Source organism: Brevibacillus sp. HB1.2, assembly GCF_013332495.1.
GTDB classification, from domain to species: domain Bacteria; phylum Bacillota; class Bacilli; order Brevibacillales; family Brevibacillaceae; genus Brevibacillus; species Brevibacillus porteri.
Window position 1 is genome coordinate 155,897 of the sequence record NZ_JABMIU010000011.1, and the last position, 12,934, is coordinate 168,830.

Here is a 12,934-nt window from a genome sequence, read left to right on the forward strand (position 1 = left end):
CCCTCTCTCAACCAGCCACATCCTGTTCCATTTGCTGACGACGATACTGCTCTGCATACCAGCCGTTGCGCTGCATCAGCTCGTCATGTGTCCCCCGCTCAACGATCCGTCCCTCATCCAGCACGAGAATCAGTTGTGCATGCTGTACGGCAGACAGACGATGAGCGGTAATAATCGTCGTTTTATCTGCGCGCTCCTGTCTCAGATGACGCAGGATACTCTCCTCAGTCCGCGCATCCACAGCCGATAAAGAATCGTCGAGAATCAAGATACCCGCATCCATCAAAAGAGCGCGCGCAATGGAAATACGCTGTTTTTGCCCACCGGAGAGGGTGACCCCCTTCTCTCCAACCATGGTTTGCAATCCAACTCTGAATTGCGCCAGATCTCTCTTCATCTCCGCAAGCTCCAACGCATGCATCACGTCTTCGGTCGTCGCTTGTGGTTTCCCAAATGTAACATTTTCTGCAATTGTCCGTGAGAACAGCAAATGCTCCTGAGGCACATAGCCGATTTTTTCTCGCAGCGTATCGAAAGCAAGTCCCTCAATCGGGATGCCCCCGATAAACAGAGCTTGTTCCTTCATCTGATATTGATGCAATAAAGCACGGCATAGCGTCGACTTGCCGCTTCCTGTCCGTCCGACAATCCCAAGCGTCTCTCCTTCGCCCAAATGAAACGAGATGTCGGTGAGCGCCTGCTTGTCAGTCCCCGGATACGTAAAGGAAAAATGGCGTGCTTCTACGGTATTGGCGATTTGGCTCGTGACCGGATTCGCTGCCTCCGTCACATCTGGCTGCTCCACCATTAGCTCTGTAAAACGCTTGTGGGAAGCACCACCGCGCTGCAACACATTGACTAGCCAACCAAAGGCGAACATCGGCCAAATTAAAAGTCCCAAGTATAAATTGAACGCAACCAAATCCCCTAAGGAGATGACGCTGGTGAACACCAAATACGTCCCATAGCCCAGCCCGATCAAAAAGCTGAAGCCAATAATAATCGCGATTGTCGGCTCGAACAGGGCGTCGATCCGCGAAACGCTCACATTTCGCTCCAACGTTTTTTCACTGACCCGGCGATATGCCTCGATATCGGCCTTTTCTTGAACAAATGCTCTCAATACCCGAACGCCCGATACGGATTGTTGAACATGATCATTCATCTCTCCGAAGGCTTCCTGCGCTAAGTAAAAGCGCTCATGTAGCAACCTTCCATAGTACGCTGTTGACCAAGCCAAAAACGGCATCGGGATCAGTGCAGCAAGCGTCAGCTTCCAATCAATCGCGGTCACCATGACGCCCAGCGTTAACAAGGTCATGAACAACGCATCGACAAGCGTAAGCACTCCTGTACTAGCTGTTTGTTCAATGGCAGGAATGTCGTTGGTAGCGACGGCCATCAGATCCCCACTGCGTTTGCGATGAAAAAACGACGGGGTCATTCTCGTCAAATGGGCAAACAGTCGCTCGCGCAACGTCCTCTCCAGTATCAGGGCTCCCCCATTTAACAAGAACCGCCAGAGAAACCGCAATCCATACAAGCTAACACCCAAAACGAGCAAGATGACCACTGTTTGCGTCAAGTCAGCGTTTGTCAGGGAACTGTTGCGAATCGAATCCACCGTGTCCCCGATTAATTTCGGTGGCCAAAGCATGAGGACATCAATAATAAACAACACAGAGATTCCAATGACGTACCGTTTCCAATAGGCACGGAAAAACCAAGATAATTGCCGAAGTGTCTGCATGTAAATCACCTCTATTTATTCAAACCTAACAGCACGACTAAAAAAGGGCTTGCGAATCACACGCAGCCCTCTTGATCTGTCTTCACCATCGTAATTGACAGAATTTTCATTGTCAATCGAAGCATACAGTTCAATCTACTATTTTTTATCGGTTTTCCAGTCCAGCCATTCCTCTTTTAGCAGGCTGTAAGTGGCATGATCCACGTAATGATCGTAAAGGAATTCATTCCGGCGGAGTATCCCTTCCAGTTGAAACCCTAATCGTTCCGGAATTGATCTGCTCTTATCGTTTTCCGTAGCAGCCTGAATCGTTACTTTTTCCAAATCCCATGACCCGAAGATCAATACGTCCAAGTAGGTCGCCACTGCTTCTGTCATCAGGCCTTTGCCTTGAAATTGTGAACCCAGCCAGTAGCCAATAGACGTCTTTTTGTTGATCCAATCCACCGTATGTACGCCGACTGTACCAGCCAGACGTCCTTGGTACCAAATGCCGTAGTTGATGCCGCGATTATCGTTGTACTGATGGATCGTCGCTTGGATGAATTGGCGAGAATCCTCTACCTTCTTCGTATAATTCAGCCACGGCAGCCATTCCATAAGATTCTCCCGGTTCGAATCCGTAAGCAAAAATAACTCCTCAGCATCTGCTAATTCTAATTGTTTCAAGTACGTATCTTCATTGATTGCTATCCGTTGAATCGTTTGCATACGAATCTCCCCTTTTCTTGGATATTTTACTGGAAAACGCCAAAATGAGCAAAAAAGCGCCCGCCAGCAACAGCAGGGCGAACGCTTATCAATCATTCTTTTATGGTTTGCTATTGCCGATCTCTTCCGGCTTGAAAATACCTGTCTCCGTGACGATCGCTGTAATGTACTTCGCAGGCGTTACATCGAACGCAGGATTGTACACCTTGATATCGTCTGGAGCTACCTGTTTGCCCAAGCCATGGGTAATTTCCTCAGCTGGACGCTCTTCAATCGGAATATCTGCGCCTGTCGGTGTATCTAGATCGACGGAGGACAAGGGAGCTGCCACGTAAAAAGGAATGCCATGAGCTTTTGCCAATACTGCTACCCCATACGTGCCGATTTTGTTGGCGACATCGCCATTCGCTGCTACGCGGTCTGTACCCACGATGACAGCCTCTACTTTCCCTTGGGACATAACCATCGCCGCCATGTTATCGCAGATCAGCGTCACATCAATCCCTGCTTGCTGCAATTCGAATGCAGTAAGACGAGCGCCTTGCAGGACAGGACGGGTTTCGTCCGCGTACACCTTCAGGTTCCAGCCGCGTTCCTTTGCCAAATAAAATGGAGCGGTAGCCGTACCGTACGCTGCTGTAGCCAATGCGCCTGGATTACAGTGCGTGAGAATTCCCATACCGTCATGCAACAGAGAGAGCAGATGCTCTCCAATGGTCCGGCATACTTCAGCGTCTTCCTTTTGAATCGTCAGTGCTTCATCGAGCACAGCCGCCTTCAACTCGGCAATCGACGCTCCGCTTTCTTTTTCAACACGAGCTTTGATGCGATCCAACGCCCAGAACAGATTCACGGCTGTCGGACGGGAAGAGCCCAGGTAGTCTGCCTGCTGGTTCAGTTCCTGCCAAAACTCGTCGTAGTTACTCGCTTCACTGCCACGAATACCAAGGTAGAGCCCGTAAGCCGCCGCCATGCCAATCGCCGGTGCGCCTCGTACTTCCAAGCGACGAATGGAACCCCATACTTGCTCGGAGGTAGTCAAGTTCAAATAGATCGTTTCTACTGGCAGACGCGTCTGGTCAAGCAAGACCAATGCGTCATTCTCCCACTTAACAGGTGCCAATTGAGTGCTGGTTGTCATACTGTTGTAGCCTCCTGATAGTAACGTTCGGTCACAGTGCGTACGATGTCCGTGATATCTGTCGATTCGTCGATGCCGCCGCGACCGAGAATCAGCGCTTCTCCAATCGAGAGAGCCAGACGCTCTGCTTCTGCGCGAGTCTGGTCGTCTTCAATGGCATTCAGGTCCGCTACGCCTGCCAAGCCGATGACACGGCGCAAGATTTTGCATCCGGCATAGCCTGCTGTATCCTGAATCAAGCGCTTCACGTAGCTTTGCCACAGTCCCTCGACATGGGCGCTGCGCTCTTTGGCTTGCTTGTGCCAGAGCTGAACGAATTGCGAAACGAATTCATTCCAGACATCCTCGACCGTTTCCAGTAAGTATTCGCGGTACGCTTCCCGTTCTCCTTGATCTTTTTGCAAACCGTGCTGTCCTGCGTAGTTGAGCAATAGATTGGCAATGACCGCCCCGATGTCAAAACCGATTGGACCGTAGTAAGCGAACTCTGGATCGATTGCTTTCAAGCTGTTTTCCGTGATGAAAATACTTCCCGTATGCAAGTCACCATGCAGCAGCGCTTCCGAGCGCGTAAGGAAATCGTATTTCAGCTTGGCGATTTCCAGCTTCAGCGGCCTGTTGTTCCAGATCGCCTCGACTTCCCGGCGAATCAACGGGTTGAAGTCGTTGGTAGGCGCATTTTCATACGGATCGGTAAAGACGAGATCTTCCGTGATTTTGCATAATTCTGGATTTATGAATGTTCCGACTAGCGCTTTTTTATCGTACGGATGCGCGCCCAGATCGGAGGTGAAGAACAAGGTTTGCGCGAGAAAACGACCAATTTGCTTCGCGAATAGTGGGTACCGCTTTCCTTCGATCAGACCTTTGCGCATAATGATGTGGTCCCCGACGTTTTCCATGACAGTCAACGCAAGTTCCCCATCGAAATGATACACCTGCGGCACCAAGTCTGGAACGTATTTGTGCTGAATGCGGAGTGCCTCGCTCTCGATACGAGCCCGATCAATCGTAAGTGGCCAAGATTCTCCCACGACGCGGGCAAAAGGCAGTGCTTGTTTGACAATGACGCTCTTACCGGTTGCCAGCTCCTGAATGTCAAAAACCAGATTGAGATTGCCATCCCCGATTTCACGGCTGGTCAGCTCTGCTCCTTCGCTAAAAAGACCCGGTATTCCTTTTACGTACTCCACTGCTTCCTGTTCAGTCAATGCGCGATATGCCATGATTCCAAAACTCCCCTCTACGTATTTTTCCTCTATCTCTACTTGTTTTGTTTGAGTACCTGGAGCAATAAAAAGACCTCTTTTCCCGAAGAAAAGAGGTCGCTGTCGTCACGTGTAAGAACCGTGTTGATGTCCCCCTTATCTTCCAGACTACTTTTGTTTCTGCAGGAATTAGCACCGTGCATGTCGCCTGTCAATCAGTCGCTTCCTCGCGTCTGAATGGCGTCATGTCGGTTGCCGGGTATCATCGGGCCAGTCCCTCCACCTTCTCTGGATAAGGTATCCAAAACGTATTCGGTTTTTGATTTAGTTTGAATCATACAACCAACGCTTCCACGATGTCAACACCCTTTTGTGCAAAAATTCGCACCTTGCTATCAGTAGCTGTATTGTGTTCCCAATGCCGCAGGTCGCTCCAAATTCCACCAGTCTTTCTTGCCTAGAAACGCTGCTGTTATCGACTTTTCGGCCTTGAGCTTCAGCAGTTCTTTGGTAGGTCCGGTGAGGACGGCTCCGTAGATTCGCACTCCGTTTTGAACAGCCAAGGCCGTACTTTTTCCCCACGGTAGTCGTCCAAGGAAGAGTAGGCGCGACAAAAGGTTTCCTGTGTCAGATCCTCTGCCAGCCTCTCATCTCGTGTCAGCCAGAAAAGATAGCGGTACATATCGTTTACATGCAGCCGGTACACATCCTCCAGACCTACTTTCCCAAGCCGTTCACACCCCTTCATCCCTTACCACGAAGGAAGTGCCAAATAGTTTCACCTTCGTCTCATTTTTCTTCTAACCTGCTGCACATTCTCTGCAAAAACAAGGATTGACTCCTGACAATGAACGTCATATCATGGGGGAAACGAATAACTCTTATCGCGAGCTGGCTGAGGGACTGGCCCTATGATGCCCGGCAACCGGCGCTATACCATGAATCGTACGCGGATGATGCGTACCTTGGATAGCGAAACGGTGCTAATTCCAACGGATAAGAGTCGAGATAGAGCCTCTTTGGCTTGTTTCGGCTACTGACCCGAGAGATGAGAGGAGACGAGACGCTTTCATAGTCGACAACCGCCTCCCCGCTCAATGGGGAGGCTTTTTTTAATCATTCAAGGAGGATGAGACGTACCATGAGTGAACAACGTATCCTCGTCACCTATCTCACACAAGCGAAAGACTTGAACAAGAAAGCGCAAGCCATTGCTGTCGGCATGACAGTCGGTTCCTGGACGGACCTGCCGCTTGCCAAGCAAGCTGAGCTAGCGCCGTATCTGGGTGAAGCCGTGAGTGCGACACCGCTTGCGACACTGGAAAACGGAGAAACACGCGGTTTGATTACCGTCAGCTATCCGACCCGCAATTTTACAGCAGACATTCCATCCTTGTTGACCGGAATATTCGGCAAACTGTCTATGGATGGCAAAATTAAGCTCGTCGACATCGTTTTCCCTGACTCATTCCTTCAGGCTTTTCCTGGACCGAAGTTCGGCATTGATGGTCTGCGCGAACGTTCAGGGGCACATAACCGTCCGCTCTTGATGAGCATTTTCAAATCGTGCCTGGGCCTTCCTTTTGATGACCTGAAGACGCAATTCCGGGCACAAGCCTTGGGCGGAGTCGATCTCGTGAAAGATGACGAAATCTTCTTTGCAGATGATCGCGCTCCTTTTATCGAACGGATCAAAGCGTTCAAGCAAATCGCCCAGGAGACAGAAGCCGAAACAGGCAAGCCCGTCCTTTATGCAGCCAACCTGACTGGACCAGTGCATGAGCTGAACGAAAAAGCGAAACGTGCGGTAGATGCAGGTGCTGACTGCCTCTTGTTCAATGTGCTGGCCTTTGGATTCGATGCCCTGCACCGTTTGGCAGCCGATCCCGATGTACGCGTACCGATCATGGCGCATCCAGCATTGGCAGGCGCTTACTATCCATCACCTGACTACGGTATCGCCACCCCGCTTCTGCTCGGAACCTTGATGCGCGTAGCTGGTGCAGATTTGGTACTCTTCCCATCTCCATATGGCAACGTCGCCTTGGACAAGACAGAAGCGTTACAGCTCGCCAAGCACTTGACCGACCCACTGAATGGTGTGCGCCGATCCTTCCCGGTTCCATCTGCCGGCATTCATCCTGGGCTGGTTCCACAGCTTTATCAAGACTTCGGTCTGGATCAAATTGTCAATGCAGGTGGTGGAATCCACGGTCATCCCGGTGGAGCAACCGCAGGAGCGAAAGCATTCGTCGCCGCGATTGAGGCTGTCACCGCAGGCCGAACACTGGAAGAGGCTGCCGCAGAATCGCAAGAACTGGCGATCGCCCTGGAAAAGTGGGGTGGTGCACGATGAGCAAGAAGCTCGTCCTGTTCTGCGATTTCGACGGAACGATTACCGAAAAAGACAACATTGTAGCGATTGTCCGCAAGTTTGCTCCCCCTGAGTGGGAAGCCTTGACGGAGCAAATCCTTTCGCAAAAAATAAGCGTTCAAGAAGGGGTAGGCAAGCTGTTTCAACTCTTGCCCTCCTCCTTGCGCCAGGACATTATCGATTTCATTGTCCAAGAAGCGACGATTCGCCCGGGATTTGCTGAATTCGTGAGCTATTGCCGCGAAGAAGGCATTGAGCTGTTGATCACGAGTGGCGGCATCGACTTTTTCCTGGAGCCTATCCTGGCACCCTTCGATCTTACCGATGTACCGATCTACTGCAATGGCAGTGATTTCAGCGGAGAGCGCATCACCATTACGTGGCCCAACGCGTGCGATGAGCATTGCACGAACGGCTGCGGCATGTGCAAGACGACAATCATCCGCCGGTACGATCCAGCAACCCATTTCCGCATCGTCATCGGCGACTCTATCACTGATTTGGCTGGAGCCAAAATCGCTGACTATGTGATTGCCCGTCACTTCCTCGCTGACAAGGCGGAAGAGCTGCAATTGTCGCATAGCAAGTTTGCCACATTCCACGATGTGATTCGCATTTTACAGCAAGTCCAACAGGAGGTCGTCTAATTCATGACTGCAACACTCGAACAACGTCTGGATGCCTTTCGCCGTCTGGATGACGCCAAGCTGACATTTGCCCGCCGGGATTGGTTTCCCGGCACCAGCGGCAATCTCTCTATTAAAATACAAAACGATCCCTTGCAATTTGCCGTAACCGCAAGCGGCAAAGACAAAACCAAGCTGTCCCCCGAAGATTATCTGGTCGTAGATCAAGACTCGCGTCCGGTGGATGAAACTACGCTCAAGCCTTCCGCGGAAACGCTCATCCACGCCGTCGTCTACAAATCGTTCCCGAAGGCGGGTGCTTGCTTCCACGTCCATACCGTGTGGAACAACCTCATTTCCGAGCTGTACTTTGGACAACGAGCCTTCTCCATTCAAGGACAAGAGCTGATCAAGGGACTCGGAATCTGGGAAGAAAACGCGCGCATTACTGTTCCGATTGTTGAGAACTTTGCCGATATTCCGACCTTGGCTACCGAAATTGAAAAAGTGATCACACCAGAAGTTCCCGGCGTACTCATCCGTAACCACGGTATCTACACGTGGGGCGGCAATGACTTCGAGGCCAAGCGCCACCTGGAAGCTTTTGAATTCCTATTCGAGTATCACGCCCGCTGGCTGCAATTACGCCAAGCAGTCGTGTCCACTACAACCACCAATTAAGGAGGAATAAACGATGGCACAAATTCGTTTTCACGACAACAATGAGTACATCTCAGCACCCGAGGAAGTTGTCTCCTTCCTGGACACCCAAGAGATCATTTACGAAAAATGGGGCGTGGATCGCCTTGATCCAAAGCACCGTGATAACTACAGCCCGACAGACGAGGAAAAACAAGAGATTCTCGACACCTTCAAGTCAGAAATCGATGCGATCAGCCAACGTCGCGGTTACTTGACAGCGGACATCATCGTCCTCTCTGACAAAACGCCTAACCTCGACGAGCTGTTGGTGAAATTCAAGGGCGAGCATCACCACACAGACGATGAGTGCCGCTTCTGCGTCGATGGTCACGGTATTTTCGCCATCAAAGGCAAAGATGATCGCTACTTCGACGTCGAGCTGGAGCCAGGCGATCTGATCTCCGTACCGCCGAACTACCGCCACTACTTCACCCTGATGGACGACCGCAAAATCAAAGCGATTCGCCTGTTCGTCACTCCTGCAGGCTGGGAAGCAATCTATTAATAACGAACCCCTTGGCATTTACTGATTGCCAGGGGGTTTTGTCTTTCACCCTTCACTTTATGACGCCATTTCCCTTAATCGATACGTCAGGCTTGATTTCAACAGTGGCATTGGAAAAGGCTTTCGTCCAATCATCCTCTACCTTTTTGTATTCCTTATATTCATAGGCACGCGCATAGAGACCAAACCCAAATGGGTCTACACCGATTTCCTGGCATTTCTTGATTAACTTCGTGTAATCCTTCTGTAACTCGTCACTGATCATTCGCTCCATCTTTTTGTAGTCCTTTTTCATGTCGTACGGAAACATTCGCTCCGATATGGACACTCGCAATTTGAAATGAACGTCAAAATGAAACCGACCGTTCTGATAGGATGTTTTCACTTTTTTTTGGACGCCCTTGATAAAAAAACTGATCCTGTCTTTCACAATTTGATTGTGTTCGTTCGGCTCTTTAATCGGGATGGTGACGGACAGTTCCCCTTGTTTTTCATGGAGCAGCGTTTGCAAAAGAATGGTATCCCGCGGTTCTATCGAGCCTGCGTACGTTCCATTTTCTTTTAACAAAGTCGTCCCCATTACCTTGACCGCCTTCTTTTCTTTCTTCAACTCAGTCAGGGTAGGCGTCATCCCTTTTTCAAACATTTGCCGATGGAGCTCCTGCGCCCTCGTCTTTACCGTCAGATTTCTGCTATTGGCTGTGTCTATCAGCTTTGTAACATGAATGGACAGACGAGGCTTGTCCTTTGGTTTAAAATCAAACAACTCATTCACTGGACCATCATGTACAGCCATGCGGGCGTTGACACTAAACTTTGCATCCCGAAAAACGACATCCAGCAACCGAAACCAGTCCGGGTGAGCCAGCAGTTTTTTCCCCATTACAAGCACCTGAATTTTGCCTGGTTGGGTCAAGCCTGTCACTCGCTCATCAAAGCCCATTCTCGCCTCTCTAATCGTAGATGACCGGATACCGTATTGCTCAGATTTTTCCTTTGCTTCCCGACTGAACACAGGGCTTGAGATATAATAGAGAAGCTCGTTTTTTTCGTTCAAATCAATTCCGACCATCAGCGATAAAGTGGTATCCTCCAAATTGATCTGGTCCTTGCATCCTGCCAACATGATTACCAGGAGGCTACATAACAGAATCTGAAATACCCTCATGCTTTTTTCCCACCTTCTGCTCGTTTCGATAGCTTGATCGGTCCCCAAGCTAGTAACGGAAGCGCATAAGCAAAGAACAATCCTGTATAGCTCCAAATTTGTGACGCTTTCTTCAGATCGATAAAGGATGGCGTATATAACCATACCGCCACTGGAACCAAAAGAAGGAACAGACGCAAATGCTTGCGGTGATCCTTCATGCCAAATAACTGACTGGATGAAAAGACACAAAAATAGATGTACGGCGTTGCAGTTGTTGACAATATAAACAAATAACTAGAGAGAAATAGAATATCGACACGTTCCAAAAAACGGAACTCGATGGCTTTCCATAGATTGAGCGTAGGCCATGTATACTCCGTGATTTCATCGGGGCTAAAATAAGCAAAGCAAACGATGATGACAGATATATACACAAGCATCGTCAATGTATTCGCAATGACAATGCCGAGAGACGCATATTGTTTTTTTTGCAAAAAAGGGTAGGCGAAATAACCAAATTCAAATCCAAGAAAAGAGAGTACCGTGGATTTGCTCGCTTCCCATATTGGGTGCCAGCCATCCTTGATTACTGGCAGCAGGTTTAACCACTGAACTTCTCGATAAGCCGTCGTGAGAACAAAAGGTATCCAAAGTGTAAGATAGAACACGAGCTCGGCGTACCTTCCAATCGCACGAACCCCTCCCTGGATAATAAGATAGGTCGGCAGAGCAAAAAGGAATACGACGACATAGGCTGGTGTCTGAGACAGGAGCCACACATTAATGATTCCCGTGGCATTTATCATCAAAACGAACGCCGCTATCCCGCAATAAATGGACATCAAAGCAATAGCGACACGACCGAGCCACTTGCCCAGGATCAATGGAAATATATCGATAATCGTCTTCTCCGGGTACTGCTTCATCATGTTCGTGATGACAAGACTGACTAGCGTTGCCCCAAGCCATCCAATCACAAGCGATATCCATCCATCGGTGCTCGCCTTCTCCGCCAATTCTCTGGGAATCGTCAATACTCCGATCCCTACTTGTGCCCCATGAATGAGGAGAATGTACTGGAGGACGCTCAATTGGTTGTATGTATACTTTTTCATCACCCGTCCTCCCTTGGCCGATTATTCCCCTGCCTTTGCTCCTCAATCGTGTGGGCTGACAGGGGACGATCTTTCATTTTCCATAGTGGCAGGCGGATAAACAAATCTTTCCAATCTCCGAAACGCACAGGGGCAAGAGGGCTTCCATAAGGAACACCTAATGATTCCAGCGTAATCAAATGGCCAATCAGTGTCATTAATCCCACTATAATTCCAACGAACCCAAACATCGCAGCAAGTATCATCATCAAAAATCGCATTAGCCTAACTGCCGAGGCCATATCATAGTTCGGGATAATAAAGGATGAGATCGCTGTAAATGCAACGACGATCACCATAATGTTGCTCACAATCCCCGCTTGTACGACCGCTTGACCAATCACGATACCTCCTACGATACCGACTGTTTGTCCGATAGGCGCTGGCAAGCGAATTCCCGATTCCCGAAGCATTTCCAATGTGAGCTCCATAATGAATGCTTCTAACAAGGGAGGAAACGGGACCTTTTCTCGGGATTCCCCTACTGACAAAATCAAATCCAGCGGGATGACCTCATAATTGAAAGAAATCAACGCAATATAAATCGCAGGCAAAAAAGTAGCAATCAAGAAAGCCAAGTAGCGAAGCAAGCGAATGAACGTAGCGACAGGCCAGCGCGTACCGTAATCGTCAACATTTTGAAAAAAGGAAACGAAAGTAGCTGGTCCGATTAATACGCTTGGAGAGCGATCGACAACGACAGCAATCCTCCCTTGCAAGATGTGAGAGGCGACTGTATCTGGGCGTTCTGAAGTCAAAAACTGCGGAAACAGAGAGTAAGGATTATCCTCGATATACTCCTCCAGTTCAGACGCATTGAGAATCGAGTCAACCTTGATGCTCTTGAGCCGATCTTCCAACTCCTGTAATATTTCCGGATTCGCCACATCAGCCAAATAGATGATCGAGAGCTTTGAAAGGCCTCGTTCTCCTAACCACATTTCTTTTATTTTCATTTCACGGTTGGGAATATAGCGGCGAATGAGGGCAATGTTCTGCGTGTCCGTTTCGACAAACCCTTGGTGTCCACCCTTCAGCGCAGCCTCCAACTGCGGGTCTTCTATCGCCCGCTGCGGCCATCCATTCGTTTCAATCACAAGGACTTCTTTTCGACCCTCGATAAATAATAGACTACTCCCAAGCAAAATCTCAGTTTCTACTTTCCGAAAGTCGTAGGCAACTGATACCTTTCCGACAGATAACAGGTCAAAAATACTCGATTTCTCACCCGCTGGATGTGACAAAAGTGGACGAAGCACATTGTTGTTAATCGAGTTTTTGTCAACCAAGCCGTTCAAGTAGACGAGTGTAACCATATCCTCTATATGCTGACAAGCAAACGTCCGAATGACCAAATCAGGTGTCAGCGTGAAAATCGCATTCAGCTCCGCAAGGTTATCACTTAATCGCTCACTGATCTCTCGTACACGGATAGGCTCACTCGAGTGGCTCATCCTGTCTTTGACAGATGTCTTTTTTCTTCTCAGCCACCCTCTCATCGCCATCTCCTACAGCTCCCGCCCTTTTACGAAGTATGTTCCATTAGCGTTCGTGAGAGCTTCCCAAAATATGCATGCGACTTGGCACATTCTGCCGCCCGATCGAATAAATCC

Annotated in this window: 13 protein-coding genes and 2 riboswitches; of the genes, 4 read left to right on the top strand and 9 right to left on the bottom strand. The window is 49.3% G+C overall.

Going from position 1 to position 12,934, the window contains the following annotated elements; genetic code table 11:
* Positions 1 to 7 precede the first annotated feature (7 nt).
* The 6 genes from HPY28_RS22340 to HPY28_RS22365 all read right to left on the bottom strand — a co-directional run bounded on the left by HPY28_RS22340 (position 8) and on the right by HPY28_RS22365 (position 5,558).
* A complete protein-coding gene (locus tag HPY28_RS22340; RefSeq protein WP_174231438.1) occupies positions 8 to 1,750 on the bottom strand; it encodes an ABC transporter ATP-binding protein in 1,743 nt (580 codons plus the stop codon).
* Positions 1,751 to 1,888: 138 nt separating this feature from the next.
* A complete protein-coding gene (locus HPY28_RS22345) occupies positions 1,889 to 2,461 on the bottom strand; it encodes a GNAT family N-acetyltransferase (RefSeq protein ID WP_069848838.1) in 573 nt (190 codons plus the stop codon).
* Between the two features lie 100 nt (positions 2,462 to 2,561).
* Positions 2,562 to 3,602: an S-methyl-5-thioribose-1-phosphate isomerase gene (gene mtnA, locus HPY28_RS22350; protein WP_174231439.1), complete on the bottom strand. Its 1,041-nt coding sequence runs from the start codon at positions 3,600 to 3,602 to the stop codon at positions 2,562 to 2,564.
* Positions 3,599 to 4,828 (bottom strand): S-methyl-5-thioribose kinase, encoded by a 1,230-nt coding sequence (mtnK, locus tag HPY28_RS22355; protein ID WP_069848840.1) that lies wholly within the window; start codon positions 4,826 to 4,828, stop codon positions 3,599 to 3,601. The genes mtnA and mtnK overlap by 4 nt, the downstream gene beginning before the upstream one ends.
* 135 nt (positions 4,829 to 4,963) lie before the next feature.
* Positions 4,964 to 5,109: riboswitch (SAM riboswitch) on the bottom strand.
* Between the two features lie 96 nt (positions 5,110 to 5,205).
* A complete protein-coding gene (locus tag HPY28_RS22360) occupies positions 5,206 to 5,373 on the bottom strand; it encodes an anti sigma factor C-terminal domain-containing protein (RefSeq protein WP_254613174.1) in 168 nt (55 codons plus the stop codon).
* Positions 5,307 to 5,558 carry a sigma factor gene (locus HPY28_RS22365; protein ID WP_371813527.1) on the bottom strand — a complete coding sequence of 84 codons (252 nt, stop codon included), beginning with the start codon at positions 5,556 to 5,558 and terminating at the stop codon, positions 5,307 to 5,309. The genes HPY28_RS22360 and HPY28_RS22365 overlap by 67 nt, the downstream gene beginning before the upstream one ends.
* Before the next feature lie 130 nt (positions 5,559 to 5,688).
* Positions 5,689 to 5,865: riboswitch (SAM riboswitch) on the top strand.
* Between the two features lie 86 nt (positions 5,866 to 5,951).
* Between HPY28_RS22365 and HPY28_RS22370 the strand changes: the two genes are divergently transcribed.
* The 4 genes from HPY28_RS22370 to HPY28_RS22385 are packed head-to-tail and all read left to right on the top strand — an operon-like array spanning position 5,952 to position 9,017.
* Complete coding sequence (locus HPY28_RS22370; RefSeq protein WP_174231440.1) at positions 5,952 to 7,166, top strand: 2,3-diketo-5-methylthiopentyl-1-phosphate enolase; 1,215 nt, start codon at positions 5,952 to 5,954, stop codon at positions 7,164 to 7,166.
* The gene (locus tag HPY28_RS22375; protein WP_106834401.1) at positions 7,163 to 7,831 is read left to right on the top strand and encodes a 2-hydroxy-3-keto-5-methylthiopentenyl-1-phosphate phosphatase; all 669 of its coding nucleotides are present in this window, start codon (positions 7,163 to 7,165) and stop codon (positions 7,829 to 7,831) included. The genes HPY28_RS22370 and HPY28_RS22375 overlap by 4 nt, the downstream gene beginning before the upstream one ends.
* A 3-nt stretch (positions 7,832 to 7,834) precedes the next feature.
* On the top strand, positions 7,835 to 8,491 hold the full coding sequence (locus HPY28_RS22380) for a methylthioribulose 1-phosphate dehydratase (protein ID WP_069848847.1): 657 nt from the start codon (positions 7,835 to 7,837) through the stop codon (positions 8,489 to 8,491).
* Positions 8,492 to 8,504: 13 nt separating this feature from the next.
* Positions 8,505 to 9,017, top strand: a complete 513-nt coding sequence (locus HPY28_RS22385; RefSeq protein ID WP_173622901.1) for a 1,2-dihydroxy-3-keto-5-methylthiopentene dioxygenase — start codon at positions 8,505 to 8,507, stop codon at positions 9,015 to 9,017.
* Between the two features lie 52 nt (positions 9,018 to 9,069).
* On the opposite strand, the gene HPY28_RS22390 is transcribed toward HPY28_RS22385, so the two are convergent.
* Genes HPY28_RS22390 through HPY28_RS22400 form a run of 3 tightly spaced genes read right to left on the bottom strand, consistent with a single transcriptional unit; the run spans position 9,070 to position 12,826 of the window.
* The gene (locus HPY28_RS22390; protein WP_174231441.1) at positions 9,070 to 10,185 is read right to left on the bottom strand and encodes a Ger(x)C family spore germination protein; all 1,116 of its coding nucleotides are present in this window, start codon (positions 10,183 to 10,185) and stop codon (positions 9,070 to 9,072) included.
* Positions 10,182 to 11,282 (bottom strand): GerAB/ArcD/ProY family transporter, encoded by a 1,101-nt coding sequence (locus HPY28_RS22395; RefSeq protein ID WP_174231442.1) that lies wholly within the window; start codon positions 11,280 to 11,282, stop codon positions 10,182 to 10,184. The genes HPY28_RS22390 and HPY28_RS22395 overlap by 4 nt, the downstream gene beginning before the upstream one ends.
* The gene (locus HPY28_RS22400; RefSeq protein ID WP_173622898.1) at positions 11,282 to 12,826 is read right to left on the bottom strand and encodes a spore germination protein; all 1,545 of its coding nucleotides are present in this window, start codon (positions 12,824 to 12,826) and stop codon (positions 11,282 to 11,284) included. The genes HPY28_RS22395 and HPY28_RS22400 overlap by 1 nt, the downstream gene beginning before the upstream one ends.
* Positions 12,827 to 12,934 lie beyond the last annotated feature (108 nt).